The 18,470-nt window shown below is 60.5% G+C and carries 16 protein-coding genes; 1 reads left to right on the top strand and 15 read right to left on the bottom strand.

Going from position 1 to position 18,470, the window contains the following annotated elements; translation table 11 throughout:
- On the top strand, positions 1-190 hold a 190-nt coding region (locus tag Q0J85_RS12600), incomplete at its 5' end, for a hypothetical protein (RefSeq protein WP_294482231.1).
- A gap of 48 nt (positions 191-238) precedes the next feature.
- On the opposite strand, the gene Q0J85_RS12595 is transcribed toward Q0J85_RS12600, so the two are convergent.
- From Q0J85_RS12595 to Q0J85_RS12525, 15 genes are all read right to left on the bottom strand, one after another.
- Positions 239-481 carry a hypothetical protein gene (locus Q0J85_RS12595; RefSeq protein WP_294482224.1) on the bottom strand — a complete coding sequence of 81 codons (243 nt, stop codon included), beginning with the start codon at positions 479-481 and terminating at the stop codon, positions 239-241.
- 16 nt (positions 482-497) lie between these two features.
- On the bottom strand, positions 498-1,523 hold the full coding sequence (locus Q0J85_RS12590; RefSeq protein ID WP_294482220.1) for a lactonase family protein: 1,026 nt from the start codon (positions 1,521-1,523) through the stop codon (positions 498-500).
- Positions 1,524-1,600: 77 nt separating this feature from the next.
- Positions 1,601-2,884, bottom strand: a complete 1,284-nt coding sequence (tyrS, locus tag Q0J85_RS12585) for a tyrosine--tRNA ligase (protein ID WP_294482216.1) — start codon at positions 2,882-2,884, stop codon at positions 1,601-1,603.
- A 61-nt stretch (positions 2,885-2,945) separates the two neighbouring features.
- Positions 2,946-3,587 carry a methyltransferase domain-containing protein gene (locus Q0J85_RS12580; RefSeq protein ID WP_294482212.1) on the bottom strand — a complete coding sequence of 214 codons (642 nt, stop codon included), beginning with the start codon at positions 3,585-3,587 and terminating at the stop codon, positions 2,946-2,948.
- Positions 3,577-4,674 carry a recombination-associated protein RdgC gene (gene rdgC, locus Q0J85_RS12575; RefSeq protein WP_294482207.1) on the bottom strand — a complete coding sequence of 366 codons (1,098 nt, stop codon included), beginning with the start codon at positions 4,672-4,674 and terminating at the stop codon, positions 3,577-3,579. The genes Q0J85_RS12580 and rdgC overlap by 11 nt, the downstream gene beginning before the upstream one ends.
- A 57-nt stretch (positions 4,675-4,731) precedes the next feature.
- A complete protein-coding gene (speD, locus tag Q0J85_RS12570) occupies positions 4,732-5,565 on the bottom strand; it encodes an adenosylmethionine decarboxylase (protein WP_294482204.1) in 834 nt (277 codons plus the stop codon).
- 23 nt (positions 5,566-5,588) lie between these two features.
- Positions 5,589-7,223, bottom strand: a complete 1,635-nt coding sequence (locus Q0J85_RS12565) for a SurA N-terminal domain-containing protein (RefSeq protein ID WP_294482201.1) — start codon at positions 7,221-7,223, stop codon at positions 5,589-5,591.
- A gap of 41 nt (positions 7,224-7,264) precedes the next feature.
- On the bottom strand, positions 7,265-8,233 hold the full coding sequence (locus Q0J85_RS12560; RefSeq protein ID WP_294482198.1) for a YbbR-like domain-containing protein: 969 nt from the start codon (positions 8,231-8,233) through the stop codon (positions 7,265-7,267).
- Entirely contained in the window at positions 8,230-9,090 is an 861-nt protein-coding gene (cdaA, locus tag Q0J85_RS12555; RefSeq protein WP_294482193.1) for a diadenylate cyclase CdaA, read from the bottom strand. The genes Q0J85_RS12560 and cdaA overlap by 4 nt, the downstream gene beginning before the upstream one ends.
- A gap of 33 nt (positions 9,091-9,123) precedes the next feature.
- Entirely contained in the window at positions 9,124-9,954 is an 831-nt protein-coding gene (gene folP / locus Q0J85_RS12550) for a dihydropteroate synthase (RefSeq protein WP_294482188.1), read from the bottom strand.
- Complete coding sequence (gene gyrA, locus Q0J85_RS12545) at positions 9,954-12,656, bottom strand: DNA gyrase subunit A (RefSeq protein WP_294482185.1); 2,703 nt, start codon at positions 12,654-12,656, stop codon at positions 9,954-9,956. Before gyrA ends, folP begins: the two co-directional genes overlap by 1 nt.
- 230 nt (positions 12,657-12,886) lie before the next feature.
- Positions 12,887-13,657, bottom strand: a complete 771-nt coding sequence (gene hisA, locus Q0J85_RS12540) for a phosphoribosylformimino-5-aminoimidazole carboxamide ribotide isomerase (protein ID WP_294482181.1) — start codon at positions 13,655-13,657, stop codon at positions 12,887-12,889.
- Positions 13,654-15,780, bottom strand: a complete 2,127-nt coding sequence (locus Q0J85_RS12535; protein WP_294482176.1) for an alpha-L-rhamnosidase — start codon at positions 15,778-15,780, stop codon at positions 13,654-13,656. Before Q0J85_RS12535 ends, hisA begins: the two co-directional genes overlap by 4 nt.
- A 12-nt stretch (positions 15,781-15,792) precedes the next feature.
- Entirely contained in the window at positions 15,793-16,452 is a 660-nt protein-coding gene (gene ung, locus Q0J85_RS12530; protein ID WP_294482172.1) for a uracil-DNA glycosylase, read from the bottom strand.
- A gap of 15 nt (positions 16,453-16,467) precedes the next feature.
- Positions 16,468-18,405 (bottom strand): aconitate hydratase, encoded by a 1,938-nt coding sequence (locus Q0J85_RS12525; protein ID WP_294482167.1) that lies wholly within the window; start codon positions 18,403-18,405, stop codon positions 16,468-16,470.
- Positions 18,406-18,470: the final 65 nt, after the last annotated feature.

Raw genomic sequence — 18,470 nt, 5'->3', positions numbered from 1 at the left:
GGTCTATCCGGACCCGGGGAACGACCATCATTACAGTTCGGTGCTGCCGCTCTACCGGATCGAGCTCGAATTCACCGTCCCCGCCGATCTCGACAGCGGCCGCGTCGTCACGGTGAAGATCCGCCACGCCGAACAACTCGGAAACCGGCTCTGGAAACTGATCCTCTCGGCAATCCGGAAAGAATTCTGAACAATGCGGTCGATCGCACCGCGCCGATAGAATGAAAGATGCGGAAAATCAGTCATCCTCACTCCAGCGCTTCCGGAATCCCAGATAGACGAATACCGCCGTCAACCCCCAGAGCGCATACGCGAGAACCGGCGCTTTCCAGTACGCCAGCACCCCGCAGAGCGCCCATACCACCGCCCGGGAGAAAAAACGGACCGGAGGAAACTTCCGCCCGGCCGTGTTCGAGACAATCAATCCGGCGACGATCAGCACTACCAGAATTCTGTTGAGCGTCGCCGCATCCATTTCCATTGCGTCCAACGCTCCCTTACCAGAAAATATGCAGCGGACGCGGCAGTTTGAGCGTAAAACCGTTCGGAGTCAGTTTTCCCTTGCCGTCGTAGTCGAAAAACACCACCACGTCAGAGAATTCGTTCGCCGCACCAAACCACTCCCCGCCCGGCAGGAAATTGATGTCGCGTGGACTCGATCCACCCGAAAGTACCATGTCCGACGGCTTCATGCCGCCCTTTCCGTCCAGCTCAAATACCGCAATCGAGTCGAAACCGCGATTCGACGCAAAAAGATAACGCTCATCCGCCGACAACCGGATCGCAGCCACCTTTGTATCTCCCTGCCAGAACCGCGGCAACGTCGTCACCTTGCCGATGATCTTGAACTCCCCGTCCGAATAAGAGAGCGCCGTCACACTGTTCCCGAGTTCGTTCGCAAGATAAGCGATCTTCCCGGAACGGTCGAACACCAGATGGCGCGGCCCGTCCCCCGGCGCAACTTTCAGAACGTTCGGACTCGTCGCGTCAAGTCCCTTCTCCGGATCAATCCGGTAGGTGAACACCGCATCCACTCCGAGGTCGATCACAATGAGATATTTCCCGTCCGGCGTCATGTTCGTGAAGTGGGTGTGCGGCCTCTCCTGCCGCGCGGCATTCGGCCCGTGTCCCTCGTGACGCACAAGTTTCGTCTGCTCGACGATCCGCCCCGATTCCAACCGGAACTCCGCAAAATCACCGGTCAGATAATTCGCGCAGTAAAGGAATTTTCCACTCGGATCAGTGATCACGTAACAGGCGGCTTTTCCTCCGGAGGTCATGCTGCTCAAAAACGTCAGTGACCCGTCCGCACCCACCGCAAACGACGCCACCCCCGCATGGCCGTCCACCGTGCAGGTCGAATAAAGGTACTTCCGATCCGGCGAAAACGCGAGGTAGTTCACATTCGGCATCGGCGTGAAACCGACCTGAACCGGAGGCGCGGCCTTTTCGCGCATTTCATACCGGTAGATCCCCCCGTCCGGGCGATCCGACATCGCGGCAACGTAAAATTGAGGCGTCATACAGCTGTTCCTTTCCGTTTCCAATTTTTTCTCCACGGTGCAGCCGGCATGCCCGGTCCGCGCCGAGAAACCCTTCATCACCCGAGGACAACCCGGCGGAAATTCTTCTTCCCCGCCCGGAGCGTGAACGCACCGTCATGAAAGTTCCCGCGCGTGATCTTCGCATTCACATCGGTCACTTTCTCGTCGTCGATGCTGACCGCATTCCCCTGGATCAGCCGACGCCCATCGCTGTTGGTCTTGCAGAGTCCCGCGAGCACAAGAAGTTTCGGAACCGAGAGCCCAGCCGGAACATCGAGTTCCGCCGCCGTCACCGTCACGGTCGGCAAATCGGCCCGCACCGCCCCGGCATCGACGTTCCGGATGCTGCTCGAAGTCTCGACTTTCCGCTCCGGATCCGCAAACCCGAACCGGGTCCCCGCCGTCACAAACGCCTCGCGCGCCGCCTCTTCGCCATGGGCGAGAGTCGTGGCCTCGTAGGCGAGAATCTCTTTCGCACGGTTGATGTTTCCCGAGGGATCGCAGAGCCGGTGGATCTCATCGATCGGCAGCGGGCTGAAGTAGAGCATCAGTTTTTCCACCTGCGCATCGTCGCTGTTTCGCCAGAACTGATAGTAGTCGAACACGCTCGTGCGGTTCACATCGAGCCAGACGTTGTTGCCGCCCGCTGTCTTGCCGAACTTCTCGCCATTGCTGTTCATGAGCAGCGGAATCGTCATGCAATGCACCTCGTTGCCGAGCTTGCGCCGGATCAACTCCGTACCCGCGACCATGTTCCCCCACTGGTCCTGGCCGCCCATTTCGAGCTTGCAGCCGTAATCGCGGTTGAGAACCATGAAATCATACGCCTGCAGAATCGAGTAGTTGAACTCGAGAAAACTCAACCCGTCCTCGAGCCGAGACTTGACCGACTCCTGCGCGAGCATCCGGTTCACGCTGAAGATCGTCCCGACCTCACGCAGCATGTCGATGTAGCCGATCGAACAGAGCCAGTCGGCATTGTTCACAAAGTGCGCCTCGCCGTTCTCAGTCCGGATAAAACGCGCGAGCTGTTTCTGGAGGCATGCGACGTTTTCGGCGATGGTCTCGAGCGTCATCATCGGCCGAGCGGTCTTTTTGCCGGACGGATCACCGATCCGGGCGGTCGCCCCGCCCACGAGCACAATCGGAATGTGCCCCGCTTTCTGCAGCAGCCGCATCGCCATCACCGGCAGCAGATGGCCGACATGCAGACTGTTCCCGGTCGGATCGAACCCCACATAGAACTTGACCCGCTCACTGCTCAGAAGTTTTTCGATCGCCTCTTCGTCGGTCTGCTGGTAGCAGAAACCGCGTGCCTTGAGTTCCTGAAAAATGTTCATCGTATCATTGCTTCTATTTTAAACGTTGCCCCCATACCGGGGATCTCTCATGCACCTTGACCTAGTGTCCCACCGTATGTGCGGGGCGCGGAATGCGACGGTATGCGATGTGATGCACCGCTTTTCCCTCCTCGTTCCAGCGCTGCTCGAAATCACTGCGGATCCCGGCGAGATCCGCGATCGCCTCCGGCGCCTCCACGAAGAGATTCGACGTGGCGAGCACCCCGCGCACCGCCGTGTAATACGCTTCGTCGTCACTCGAAAAATGAAAAATTCCATCCTTCTTCAACACCCGGTGCAGCTGCGAAACAAAGTCGCTCGTCAACAGCCGGTGGCCGCTGTGACGCCCTTTCGGCCACGGATCGGGACAGAGCAGATGCAGCCGGTCGATCGATTCGTCCGGCAGCATGAATGCAACCAGATGACGTGCCTCGGTCCGCAGAATCGTCATATTTTCGATTCCCATGCGGCGACACCGTTTCACGAGTTTACGCAGCCGCCCGACCATCACGTCCGCGGCGAGGATCTTCCGTTCCGGATACCGGCGCGCCAGCTCGGCCGTGTAAGACCCGACGCCGCAACCGAGGTCGAGCTCGACCACCGGCGCTGCGGCAAGCTCCGCCGCCGGATAGAGCTCCCACGTTCCCGTGAAGAAGCGGATCTGCGCGTCCTCCGGGTGATTTCCAATCCAATCAGACGGCATCACGATCCCTGGCCCATTCACGGATTTCTGACTCGAACTTCGGAAATTCCAGCCCCGTCATCGTCTCGGCGAACTTCTTGAAGTAAAGCGAAATCGCCTCACGGAAAATGATCAGGTTCTGCACGCGCTCGGCAAACACCTCGTCGGCATTCATCTCCTCGCCCTCGGGCAGCTTGAACGAACTGAACGCGAATTGATCCGCATCGAACGTCCCGCTCCAGATCTGCTTTTCGCGCGTCAAACTCAGCTTCGCTTTCTTGAGCTTCTTACCGACTTCGAGCGCGGCTTTCGCCTCGGCGCTGCGCAGCGGCGAATCCCCTTTCTTGACCGTGATTTCCCCGGCGCCTTTCGCCTCTCCCTCGTCCGCAAAGGTCAGCGGCCCTTCGACGAGCACGTCAAATTCACCGTACTGCGGATGAGTGAGTTTCCCGGTCGTCTCGCTGTAATACCAGAGCCACATCAGGAAATCCCGTCCGACCGCCGGTTCCGTCCCGGTTCCCGGCAGATTCGCAATGTTCAGGATCGGGAACGACGCTTCCGTACTCTGCAGCAGCTTCTCGATCAGCAGACCCGGCGTGAGCTGCAGCGGTTCGAGCTTCGTGGTCTGGAAAAAGTGCTCGATGAACAAATCGATCTGCGTCCGGCTCGTCGCCCCGACGAAAAGCAGCTTTTCGTTCGGATCGAGCACCATCGGAATTCCCGAAAGCGCCGGCGGCATCTTCTGAATGTGTTTTTCAAACGCCTCTTCGCGGATCTGCTTGCGCATTTTCGCAGAGACGTATTCGAGATTGTTCGCGCGCATATACGCCTGCTCCTCGCGTTTGCAGATCGCGTTCAGCAGTGATCCCGGCATCTTCCGGACCGCCTGGCGGAGCGCCAGAAAATAGCAGCCGCCGAGCTGCGCCGAGGTCTCGTCGATCGTCGTATCGAGCAGATGGTGTCCGGTCACCCAGCCGAACTGCGGTTCGGAATCGACCGCATCGAGCGGACCGGCTTTCTTCGCGGCAAACAGCTCGAGCAGATCTTCCGGCAGTTTGCCGTTGAGTTCAAACATTGCAAATGTGACGCTTCCACGTTCAAATGGCATAATCCATAATCCTTCCGGGGGCGAAACGCATTTCAATCCGCCCCCTCTTGTGTTGTGTTACTGCCGCACATGCGGCTGCAGACGGTAGTAGCTCCCCTCGAGCGCGCTGATCGCAAATTCGGCCGCCTGCCGCGGATCGAAGTAACCCGAGACGAAAAGATCGAGATAGGCAACCTGCCGTTCGAGATCGATCCGCCCCGAAAGCATTCCGCCCGCAAGCGGACAACTCCAGGCGAAAACTCCCGCTTCAGCGGGCTCCTCCCGCCACTCGCCGCTCACTTCGAGCCCGAGTTTCGCGGCAAAATCCCGCGCAAATTCACGCAGACGCGATGACTCGCCCAACCATGAAACCCGGCACTCGTAGATGTCGATCGACGCGGAGAGCGCATGGGCGCGACTCGACTCAAACCGCTCTTTCCAGGAGAGCGAGAAGCGGCAGTCGCGCCCCTCGATCACCGGCACCAGCCGCTCAAATCCATTGTTGCCGACGATACCGCGATTCATCACGCTCGAAACGATCCACTGACCCGATCCGATCCCTTTCGCGATCACCTCGATCGCAATGTCGAAGTTGACCTTGTCGCCGCAGGTGAAAAGATCCACCGCCGCATAGTCGTGCTCCGGCCAGGCGTGAACGGCAAAGTGCGACTCTGAAATCACGACCACACCGCTGACTCCCTGCGGCTTGAATTCATGAAAATTCGCGTCGATCACCGTCGCGCCCGACTCTTTCGCCGCCCGCACAAAGACCTTTTCCACCAGCGCGGCGTCCGCCAGCGCTTTCGGATCGCAGTCGTAAAATTCCACCGTCATGTGACGACCGAGAGCGAAACCGCCGACGCAGTTTTCTTTCGGACACCGTCCCTTCAACGATTTTGCTTCCGAATCCATTCCTCATCCGCTCCCGCAGCCGTTTACTGCTGCTGCGCCAGTTCGGGGTCAAGCTGGCTCTGAGCCATGAGCTCCTCCCAGAACGCCCCCTGCACGGCCTGGCGCTTCATCGCCGCAACGCCGGCTCGAATCGCCTCTTTCTTCTCCTCAAACCCTTTCATATCCGCGGGCGTGCGCTTCACGAGAATCGCAAGCTGCGCTCCGTCAGTCGTATTCAGGACTTTCGACACCTCATCCACCCGGAGACGCGCCGCCGCCAGAGCGGAATCGATGAACTCCATCGGCGGCATCTCACTGCCGAAGACGAAGCTGAAATCCTTGAGTTCACACCCCTTGAGTTCCCCGAACGCTTTCAGGCGGGCCTTGCCATCCTCGATCACCGCGAGAGACTCTTCCGCTTTCGCAGCGGCTTCGACGGCAAGCTTCATCGCCTCAGCCTGCCGGTAGTCACGAGCAACCTGCTCGGAAACTTCATTGAACTGGGCCGGACGCGGCATGATCCGTTCTCCGGCAAATCCGACATACACCGCCGTCTCATCCGCCACCGGGTTTGTGACCCAGTGACTCTCAAAAGCCGCGATCAGGTTCTTGAGCAGTTCCGGAGAATTGATTTTCCCGATCGCGGTCGCATTGAAATCGACCATCCCGGTCTCGATCAGCTCAAACTTCTCCGCAGCGGCGATCTGCCGGAACGCCACTTCCCGGCCGTTTTCGGCATTGTTCACCGCATCGTATGCCGCCGCCGCAAATTCGTAGGCACGGCGCAACGCAAGGTCACGGGCCGCATTTCGGACATATTCCGCTTTCACCTCATTCCTGCAGGCCGAAAACTCAGGCGCCTTGCCGTCCTTGCCGTATTTCTCAAACAGCCACTTGCGCGTCTCAAAGAACTTCTTCAGCTCCGCATCCGTCGCACCCGCGGTCGCCTCTTTCACAAAAGAGGAGATCGGAATCATCACCACCAGCCCCGAGATCTTGCCGGAAATCTGGTACTTCGCAATATTCTCCTCGAAATACGCTTTCATCGCCGCGCCGTCGTTTTTCACATCTTTCAGGTAGGCATCCGCCTTGAAAGCTGCAGCTTTGACATCATATTTCACATTGAACTGCCGATAGTAGGTTTCAAGCTCGTTGTCGGTCACAATCGCCTCGCCGCTCAACAACATTTCAAGCTTGGCGATGAGAAGCACGCCGCGGACCGCATTGACAAGCTGCTCGTCGGAGATGCCCTGACGAGCCAGCGTCTGCATGAACTTCTTGTAAAGTTCGGGGCTGTACTTCCCGTTCTCCTGCAATACCGGCATCTGCTGGATGAGTTTCACAACATCGTTGTCACTGACCGCAAGCCCATGCCGCTTCGCGGCAATCTGCAGCGCCTGCTGCTGGAATGCCTGCACCGGAGTCATATTGCCGCCCATCCCGAGTCCGATATATGCGAGCAGTTCGCTGTCGCGCATCCGATCCTGCAGATCGCCGAGCGTGACATTCTCTCCGTATACCGAGCCGACGCTGCGGCCCAGACCGGAACCGAACCCCTCGCAACCGAACTGTCCGGGGGTCAGAAATCCCATGAACGAAATGATGATCACAATGGTGAAACCGCCGAACAACCAGCGGCTGTGCTTGTGAAACATGGAGTTGAGATTTTTGATAATCATCTTTCAGGGTATCCTTCCGGGTTGATAATGAATGTGAACGATTATTCCGTAATTTTGACTTTCAGCAGGCCGGGACGGATCTCTTTCACATCGAGCCCCTCCCCCTTGACGTAACATCCCGCCGAGATCTCGTAGATCCCCGGCTTATCGATGTGCGAAATATCCAGATACGGCCGCACCTCCGAGGCGGACAGCGCCGACACCGATCCGGCCAGCCCGCGAACCACCACGTCCACCTGAGGCGAACTCAGGAACTCCGTCTTGAACTGCTTCCCGCCGGCATGAGTCAACAGCTGAACCGGCAGCGCCGCAAAACTGCGCTGCTCGAAATTCCGCACCACGTCGATCTGACAGGTCACCGTTCCCGGCGAAATCGTCGTCCCGTTCGGTGCGTCGAGCGTCGCAACGTATTCAAATCCCTCCGTCACATTCTCCGACAGCGGAATCGGCTGGGTCGACACCGATTTCAGATCCCGGATCAACTGTTCCGGACCGGTCACCCGGACCATCGACGGAATGCAACTCGCCAGCGAACTCCTGTAATCTTTCGACAGCTGATTGGAAAACGTCACACGCACCGGCACATCGCGCGACATCCGCGGTTGCAGATTCAGCACGATCTCACCCGGATCCGAGCCCTCGATCCTCACTCCGAACGGCGACATGAAATCATCCGGCTTCAGCGTCAGAACATACGGCTTGCCCGGAATGTACCGGCTGTAGTCCACCGAGGCACGCCCCCGCAGCATCGACGCGGAGACCGTCGTATTCCGGTTGCTCTTGATGTGCAGCGTCACGAAATGCGGCTTCGGATCGACATCCATCAGCCCCGGCGGCAGCGTGATATCCACCGGAACGCTGTCGATCTTCTGAGGCGTCGAACGAATCTCGTTATAGACGTAGAAATAGAGCAGCAGCGCAAAAAACAGCGCAATGAGCTTGCGCCAGAAATCGCGCTTGACAAACTGGACAAGCTTGTTCGTGAACGAACCGCCACGCAGCAGATTCATGACCGTCCCTCCCGGTTCGCCGACGCTTCGCGCCGATCGGCCTGTTCCTCGAGCATCTGAACCGTTTCGGCCAGATCGGCGTCGTCCTGTTCGAGAATGACCAGTTTTTCCAGATAGTTTGCGAGCTCTTCCGGCGAAAGATCGCGGTAAAGCACACCGCGGCACGCCACACTGATCGCGCCGGTCTCCTCCGAAACCACCACCGTCACCGCGTCGGTCTCCTCCGAAATCCCCAGCGATGCCCGGTGGCGCGTCCCGAGCCGGATCGAAATATTCTCCGCCCGCGTCAGCGGCAGAATCGCCCGCGCCGCCACGATCCGGTCGTCACGGATGATCACCGCTCCGTCATGCAGCGGAGAGTTCGGATAGAAAATCGATTCCAGAATCATCGCATTGACCTTGATGTCGAGTTTCACGGAGTCATCCACGAGATTCTGCAGCCCGATCCGCCGCTCAATCACCATCAACGCCCCGCACTTCCGGCGGGCCATGTTCGTCGCGGCGTTCACAATCTCAGTCAGGACCTCCCGCTGCCGCTTCCCCTTGAAGAAACTGAAGCTCCCGAGCTGTGCGAACGCCCGCCGCAGTTCCGGCTGAAAAATAATGACCACCGCCGCCCCGACCGTGCCCCAGATTCCGGTCAGCAGCCAGTTCAGCACATCGAGCCGGAGCTGCTTCGACAGCCAGGTCAGCGCCAGCAGCGCAATCGTGATCCCCGCCAGCACCGACGCTCCGCGCGCCCCGCGCAGATAATGCAGCGTCTTGTAGATCACCACCGTCAGGATGAAGATCTCCAATGCCATTTTCAGGTAATCCACGATCACCACTGTCGGAACCGAAAAGAGCGTATCGAGCATGATTCCCGGTCTTATCCCTCAAATTTATCCGCCTCAGCGGAGTTTGTCCCACACACTCAAGGCGTCTCTCAGCTGCCCGACGTCGTGCACGCGCAGAATCTCGACTTCCCGGTTCGCAAGGTAAAGAGCGGCCGCAATCGTCCCGCCCAGACGCTGCAGCGGATCAGGCTGCTCGAGAAAACTTCCGAGAAACGACTTCCGCGACATTCCGGCGACCACAGCCCCGAGCTGATGCAGTTCATCGATCCGTTTCAGAATCTCCCAGTCCTGTTCCGGCGTCTTGGCAAACCCGAAATCCGGATCCACAAAAATATTATCCTCCGACACGCCCGCGCGCAGAGCCTGTTCTTTCGCCCCGGCCAGTTCCGCAACCACCGCTGCAACCGGATCGTCGCCGTAATCGTGAAACTCCGGATTCTTCATCGTCTGCGGCGTCCCGCGGGAATGTGCGACAATCAGCGCCGCTCCCGCCGCCGCCACAACGTCCGCCATCTCCGGCGAAAATCGCAGCATCGAGACATCGTTGATGAGCTCCACCCCGTAATCGAGCACGGCACGAGCCACTTCCGCCTTGCGCGTATCCACCGAAAGAATCGCCGACGGGCGCAGTTTGCGCAATTCGCGCACCACCGGAACCACCCGCTGCGCCTCCTCATCCGCCGGAATCACAGCCGCCCCCGGACGGGTCGACTCCCCGCCGATGTCCAGAAGATCGGCTCCGTCATCCAGCAACGCCAGCGCCCGGTCGACCGCCGTAGCCGGCGTCGACCGCACCCCCTCGCTGAACGAATCGCCGGTCACATTGACGATTCCCATCAGCAGCGGGCGCGTTCGGTCGCGCAACAATTCATTGAGGTGAGACATCACTCCTCGCTTTCCTCCGGGTTCTCAGCCGGGGAATCCCCGTCCTCAACCGCGGAATCCTCCTCATTCAAATCCGACGCCCTGAGCTCCGCCGCCTGCGCAAGCACCGTATCGGCCTCATTCTCGACATCGCCGTGAATCACATCTGCATGTTTTTCCACCTCGACTTTGACGAGACGCGCCACTCCCGTGATCCGATCGCCGCTGTTGAGGTTCATGATCCGAACCCCCTTCGACGCACGGCCGACCACCCGGATCTCCCCGGCCGGAATCCGCACGAGCTGCCCGCGTTCGGTCGTCAGCAGAATTTCGTCGTCATCGGTCACCTGCACGACCGCGAGCACATTCTCGCCCTCGCGCAGTTTGATATTCACGACACCTTTCGCCCCGCGGTTCGTCTTGCGGTAGGTGCTCACATACGAGCGCTTGCCCATGCCGCCGTCGGTCACGACCAGCACCTCCGGACCGCTGCCGTAGACCGGAGATTCCTCATCACCCTCAGTCTCGGAATCATGCTCGGACTCGACATCGCCCTCTTCTCCGCCCATCTCCGCTTCGGTGTAGACGTGCTCGCGGATCACCTCCATGCTGACGACGGAGTCTCCCTCGAGCTTGAACCGCATGCCGGTCACGCCGCGCGCGGTACGCCCCATCGGACGGATCTGTTCGTCGTCCTGATCGAAGAGACATGCCATGCCGAGCCGGGTCGAAAGAAGAATCTCGTTGCCGTTTTCGCTGATTCCGGCGCCGATGAGATCGTCGTCCTCCTCGATCACCAGCGCCCGCAATCCCGTGCGGCGCAGGTTCTTGAAGAGCGCAAGCTCGCTCTTCTTGATGTAGCCGCGGCGCGACGCCATGACAATATATTTATTCGGATCATCGAACTCGTCCGGCGAGACGGTCAGCATCGCGCAGATCTTCTCGCCCGGTTCAACCTTGATCATATTCACGATCGCCTTGCCCTTGCCGGTGCGCGACCCTTCCGGAATCTCGTAGACGTTCAGCCAGTACATGAAGCCGCGGTCCGTGAAGAAGAAGATCAGATCGTGGCTGTCCGCGTTGAACAGATGCTCGACGTAATCCTCCTCTTTCGTCTCCATTCCGATGATTCCCTTGCCGCCGCGGTGCTGCGTGCGGTAGGTGTCGGCCGGAACCCGCTTGATATAACCGGTATTCGACACCGTGATCACGCAGCTGTGGCGCGGAATCAGATCCGCGATGTTCAAGTCGGAGTCGTCGGTCGTGATCTCCGAACGGCGCGCGTCGTTGTATTTCTCCTTGATCTCGAGCAGTTCCTCGCGAATCACCCCGAGACGCATCTCACGGCTCGCAACGAGACGTCGCAGATATTCGATCCGGACCTGCAGTTCGTCATATTCGGCCTGTACAACTTCGACCGCCAGACTGGTCAGCTGGTGCAGCCGCATGTCGAGGATCGCGTCCGCCTGAATCGGCGTGAATTCAAAGCGCGCGATCAAATTCTCCTGCGCCTCCTGCCGGTTCTTCGATTCGCGGATGATCCGGACGACTTCGTCGATGTTCGCCAGCGCCTTGAGCAACCCCTCGAGGATGTGGCTCCGCGCCTCGGCTTTGTTGAGGTCGAAGATCGCCCGCCGCAGCACAACTTCGAGCCGATGGTCGATGTACGCCTGCAGCACCTGCACGAGATTCATCGTGCGCGGCCGGTTGTGGTCAACCACGAGCATCGTGCAGCCCATGACGGTCTCAAGCTGAGTCTGGCTGTAAAGCTGGTTCAGAATCACGCTGCCCATGGCTCCGCGCTTGATGCCGATCTCGATCCGCAGGCCGACCCGTTTGCTCGACACGTCCGTGATCGAGGTGATTCCGGTGATCCGCTTCTCCTTGACCAGTTCGGCGATCTTCTCGACGAGCTGCCCTTTGTTGACCGCGTAGGGGATTTCGGTGATGATGATCTGCTCCGCGCCGTCTTTCTCGATGATGTCGGCCTTGGCGCGCACTTTCACGCTGCCGCGGCCGGTCTGGTAGAACTGGCGCAGCGAGTAACGGCCGCGGATGATCGCGCCGGTCGGAAAATCCGGACCGGGAAGATGTTCCATAAGTTCATCGACCGTCGCTTTCGGATTGTCGAGCAGACAGACCGTCGCATCGACCACTTCGCCGAGGTTGTGCGGCGGAATCGAGGTCGCCATGCCGACGCCGATGCCGGTCGTTCCATTCACGAGCAGCTGCGGAAAACGGGCGGGAAGCACCTCCGGCTCTTTCTCGGACTCGTCGAAGTTCGGGATCATGTTGACGGTGTCTTTTTCGATGTCGCTGAGCAGCTCTTCCGCGAGACGCTCCATGCGGCACTCGGTGTACCGGCTCGCGGCGGCGGGGTCGCCGTCGATGTTGCCGAAGTTGCCCTGCCCCTCGACGAGCGGAGCCCGCATCGAAAAGTCCTGCGCGAGGCGGACGAGCGCATCGTAGATCGCCGCGTCCCCGTGCGGGTGATATTTACCCATGACTTCGCCGACCACGCGCGCGCATTTGACGGTCGCGTGCGACTTGCCGAGATTCAGCATCTTCATCGCGTAGAGGATACGGCGGTTCACCGGCTTCAAACCGTCGCGCACATCCGGAATCGCGCGCCCGACGTTGACACTCAAGGAATACTGCAGGTACGCAGTATGCATGATGTCTTCAATATTTACCGGAATATCCCTGTTCTCCAAGTCGCTCATAACCTCTTCCCGTATAGATCATTCGTTATCGATAAACCATTCCATATCAACCACGCCGGGCCGCTTGCGGAGACTCCTGCCCGTCCGGCGTCGACGGCAGGCGGAACGATATTTGCAATCGGCACTGGTAATATACAGCGATTCGCGCGTTTTGACAAGCCGCAAGCCGCTTTTTACCGGGGGAATATCAGGATTTTTTGCGTTCGCGCGACCTCCCCGGTTTCCGCCCGTCAGCCGCGGAAACCTGCCGCATGCGCAACCAGCTCGCAATAGGAGAGATTGCCGCCGAAAATATCGAGTGCCGAGCCGACCGTGTAGGCGATTTTTCCGCGCCCGGCGCGCTCGATTTTCCCGATGTCCCCGAAGCTCGAGATCCCCCCCGCGTAAACGCACGGAATCGGGCTGGAATCCGCCAGCAGCGCAAGCAGTTCCTCGTCGATTCCGGCCTGTTTCCCCTCGACGTCGACCGCGTGAATCAGGAATTCACATGCGAAATCGCTCAGAAACGCGAGCGTCTCGGCCTTGATCGCGGTTGTGGTGAATTTCTGCCACCGGTCGGTCACGATGCAGTAGTTGCCGTCCTCGCGGCGGCGGCACGAGAGATCCAGCACGAGCCGGTCGCGCCCCGTGATGTCGAAGAGCCGCGCCAGATTGTCCAGCCGCAGCTCGCCGTCAGAGAAGATGTAACTCGTCACAATGAGCTGCGCGGCCCCTGCGTCGAGCCATTCACGCGCGTTGTCGCAGTTGATTCCACCGCCGATCTGGAGTCCGCCCGGCCAGGCCGCCAGCGCCCGCTTTGCGGCCGTGTCGTTGCCGGGGCCGAGCTTGATGACATGCCCGCCGGTCAACTTGTCGCAGCGGTAGAGTTCGGCGTACCACGCCGCGTCGTGCCCCGCGACGAAATTCGTCTCCGGCGCATCGCCGGAATCGGACAGCGTACTGCCGACAATCTGTTTGACTTTTCCCTCATGTAAATCGATGCACGGACGAAACAAACTCATTCGGATGGCTCCAGAAGTTGATACGGCACCCCGTCGGGCACCGAGGTTCGGATTTCAAGTTTTCCGCCGTTCCGGCGCCATTCCAGTTCAATGCGGCCGTGCGGCGTTTCGTGGAACATGCGGAAAAACGAAAGCTGCGACACCGGGCGCGGCCGCAGTGTCACGGCGGAAAAACCGGGGTGACTCTCATCCGGAACCAGACCCCCGAGATAACGGAAACACCAGGCGCTCACGTCGCCGAACATGATGTGATTCCGGGAGGCGCCGCCATCCCAGTTCCCCCACAGCGTCGTCGCCCCCTGCCGCAGCCAGTTCACCCAGCCGGGGAACTCGGGCTGAACGATCAGCCGGAACGCGGTTTCGACGTACCCCGCCTCCGCCAGCGCCCGCGGCACCGCGCGGCTGCCGAGAATCCCGAAATACGGCCGATATCCGTTCTCCCGCACGATCCGGTCGAGACGCGCCGCCGTCGCGGAGCGCTCCTCCTCCGGCGCGATGTTGAATTCGAGCGCAAGCCCGAGTGCGGTCATCTCATCATGCGCAAAACTGCCGTTGCCATTGCCGTATTTCGCGTTCAGAGCCGCCCGCATGGCGTCGGCGCGCGCGGAGAGCCGGGCGGCATCTTCCGTGCGTCCGAGCCGGCGCGCGAACTTCGCGGCGAGATCATTGCAATGCAGAATGTAGGCGCTCGACGTGAATTCGACCGGTGCGATTTTCGTGTTGTCGACGTGGTTCCAGTCCCCGAGACCGAAGCTCACGAGTCCCCCCGTCGCGAGGGAATCCGCATACTCCAGATACCGGAGCATGCGGCCGAAATGCTTCTCATAAGTGCGGAAACTCCCGGTGTAGAGGTAGATGAGTTCCGGGATCACGAAAAACGCCGCGTCCCACGCCGGGCCCGCCCCCCAGTTATATCCCCAGCCGCAGGCGGGGGCGATGCCGGGGAGCTGCCCGCTCGGACGCTGATTGTCCGCAAGCGTGTCGAGCCACTGTTCGAGGCTAGAAGCGACGCCGAAATTGCACAGTCCCGCCTCGGCTGCGAGCTGGGCGTCGCCGGTCCAGCCGTTCTTCTCGCGGTGCGGGCAGTCGAACGGAATGCCGACGAAATTCCCGCGGTAACTCTCCCGCACCGCTTTCTGGAGCGCATTCAAATCCGCGTCGGAGGTGTCGAAATTCCCGGCCTCCGGAAACGAAGTGTGAACGAATTCCGCCGTGACCTCGCCGAGTTCCGCCGTGCCGTCGATCTGGCAGAACTGAAACCCGTGAAACGTGAAGCGCGGCGCCCACTCTTCCCAGTCGCTCCCGCCGCGGAGAATGTAGTGATCGCACTGATTTTCACCGGATTTCACGAAGATGCCGATGTGCTCCTTGTCGACGCTCCCGTCCGGGAACAGCCGTTCTCCGTAACGCAGTTCAAGTTGTTCTCCGGCACGGCCGCGCACGCGGATCCGGCACCAGCCCGAGAGATTCACGCCGAAATCGGCCACGACACGGGTCGGGGAGAGCCGCCGGAGCGAAACCGGGCGGATGCGCCGCATGACTTTGCAGGGGGGAGTCGTCTGCTCCTCAAGCACGCCGCCCGGCGGCGCGAGCAGCACGGGGAAAGTCCATGCGGAGTCGTCGAACCCGTTCTCCGCCCAGCCCGGCAGTTCGAGCCGCGCATCATAGAACTCCCCGTTCCGCAGCGAATTGAACGTGATCGGCCCGGACGTCGTGCATCTCCACCCCGCCGGATCGCTGGAGACGACCTCCACCCCGCCGCAACGCAGGTGCAGCGCGAATTTGCAGCGGTCGCGCCACGGCGCATGGTCGAAATTCCAGACGTCGGCATCGACGTGATCGTACCAGCCGTTTCCGAGCACGACGCCGACCGTGTTGCGTCCCGGCTTCAGATATTCCGTGACATCGTAAACCACATACCGGGCGCGGAGATCGTAATTCGTCACGATCGGATCGAGCACGTGATCCCCGACTTTGCGGCCGTTCAGGTAAACTTCGTACCACCCCAGTCCGCAGATCGCAAGTTCCGCATGTTCCGCGACTGAGATCTCGAATTCGCGCCGGAACCAGGGAGCGCCTCCCTTCTCCGGTGCGCCGATCCATTTTACAGGTTCAAACTTCATAGGAATTCCACCTCACAGTTCCGGCCACGTCCAGTCGCCGAGCGCCTGTTCCGCCCGCGAAAACGGACGGCTGCCGAAAAAACCGCGGTGCGCCGAGAGCGGCGACGGGTGGACGTTCTCAAAAACCACATGTCTCGACTCGTCGATGAGCGGGCGTTTCGCAATGGCGAAATTCCCCCACAGCAGAAACACGATCCGTTCCTCTTTCCGGTTCAGAGACCGGATGACCGCGTCGGTGAAACGTTCCCACCCGAATTTCCGGTGACTCCCGGCCGCGTGCGCCCGCACGGAGAGAACACTGTTCAGCAGCAGCACGCCGTGCGCCGCCCAGTTGCGCAGCGAACCCGATTCCGGAATTGCGCGCCCGAGGTCCGAGGCATATTCGCGGAAGATGTTCCGCAGACTCGGCGGAAACTTCACCCCGGGCGCGACGGAAAACGCCAGCCCCTCCGCCTGGCCGTCGTCGTGATACGGATCCTGCCCGAGCAGCACGACCCGCACCTCTTCCGGCGGCGTGAGTTCCAGCGCCGTGAAGAGCGCCCCCTCCGGCGGAAAGACCTGCACGCCCGCCGCGCGCTCGTTCGCAACCCGGTCGAGGAGCGTGTCCAGCCCGGCGGAGTCGAGCTCCGTTCCCATGAAGTCGCGCCAGCCGCGCGGCAGCTCGTCCAACATGCGCGTCCTCTTTTCTCAGAGATTCAGCATGCCGCCCGCGAGGATGATCCGGATATCCTCAGCCGACAGCCGGTGGCGGAAGAGGATCTCTTTCTTCGTTCCGTCCGCTTTCGTAAGTTCGCCGCGGACTGTTTCGCCCGGCTTGAGCTGTTCGCGCAGTTTGTGGAAGACGAGCGAATCGCTCTCCTCGATCGCGTCGTAGTCGGCCGGATTTGCAAAGAAGAGCGGCACGATGCCGAAGTTCACGAGGTTCGCGCTGTGAATGCGTTCGATCGCGAGCGCCGCCACAACTTTCACACCGAGGAACATCGGGCAGATCGCCGCGTGTTCGCGGCTCGATCCCTGTCCGTAGCTGTCGCGCCCGACGATGACACCCGCCTTGCCGGCGTCACGTACGGCGGCGGCACGCTCGGCGAACGTCGGTTTGCCGGGCTCGTTGAAACACTCGAACACAACTTTCGCATAGACCGGGATGTTGCTGCGGTGCTTGAGGTGGATTCCGGCGGGCATGATGTGATCGGTCGTGATCTTGTCGCCGACCTTGATGACCACAACGCCGTCGAGTTCGTCCGGCAGCGGCTGGTTGACCGGCGGCGCGCCGATGGTGCGCTTGCGCACGATCTCGCCGGAACCGCCGGGGAGCTGAATCATGTTGTCGTTGATCTCGAACACTTCCGGTTCGACCACATGCGGATATTCGATTCCGGTCGTACGCGGATCGGTGAATTCACCGGAAAGCGCGATCGCGACGGCGGTCTCGGGGCTGACCAGATAGGCCTGGTCGCCCTTCGTGCCGGTGCGTCCGGCGAAGTTGCGGTTGAAAGTGCGGACCGTTATGGTGTCATCCGCCGGACTCTGCCCCTGCCCGATGCACGGGCCGCAGCCGGTCTCAAGAATGCGCGCCCCGGCGGCGATGATGTCCGCAAGCATGCCGTTGCGCGCGAGCATTTCCAGCACCTGCCGGCTGCCCGGAGCGATCGACAGCGTAACCGACTCGCTCACCTTGCGTCCCTTGAGCGTCATCGCGACCATCGCAAGGTCGCGGTAGCTCGAGTTCGTGCAGGAGCCGATCAGCACCTGGCCGACCTTTTTCCCGGCGAGTTCGCGGATGGTCTTGATGTTGTCGGGACTCGACGGGCAGGCCGCGAGCGGCTCGATCTCGTCGAGCGCGATCTCGATGACCTGATCGTATTCGGCGTCCGCGTCGGCCGCGAGCGGGACGAAATCCTGTTCACGCTTCTGCGCTTTCAGGAAAATGCGGGTCGATTCATCCGACGGGAAAACGCTCGTGGTCACGCCGAGTTCCGCGCCCATGTTCGTGATCGTCGCGCGCTGCGGGACCGTGAGAGTCGCGACGCCGGGGCCGAAGTATTCGACGATCGAGCCGACGTTCCCTTTCGTGGTCAGGATCGAGAGCAGTTTCAGAATCACGTCTTTTGCGGCGCACCACGGCGCGAGCTTCCCGGTCAGCTTCACGCCGATCACTTTCGGGTACGGAATCCGGAACGGCTTGCCCGCCATCGCGAGCGCCACATCGAGCCCGCCCGCGCCGATCGCGAGCATGCCGATGCCGCCGCCCGTCGGCGTATGCGAATCCGAGCCGATCAGCGTCCGCCCCGGCATCCCGAACCGCTCCAGATGCACCTGGTGGCAGATGCCGTTGCCCGGAGGCGAGAAGCGGACGCCTTTCGCCGCCGCCACGCTCTGCAAATAGAGGTGGTCGTTGCGGTTCTCCGGTCCGTTCTGCATCATATTGTGGTCGACGTAGGAGACCGAGAGTTCGGTCTTGACTTTCGGAACTCCCATCGCCTCAAGTTCGAGGTAGGCCATCGTGCCGGTCGCGTCCTGCGTCAGCGTCTGGTCGATCCGGATCGCGACGGGCTTGCCGGGTTCGCGGCTCCCCTCCACAAAATGCGCTTCAATGATCTTCTGTACAACGGTGCCTCTGGCCATGATATCCAACTCCTGTCGAGAAATAGATGGTGAACAAAACAAATCTTAAATCAGTAATATAACAC

It is taken from the genome of uncultured Victivallis sp., assembly GCA_944389935.1.
GTDB lineage: Bacteria > Verrucomicrobiota > Lentisphaeria > Victivallales > Victivallaceae > Victivallis.
This window is presented reverse-complemented; position numbering and strand designations above follow the sequence as displayed.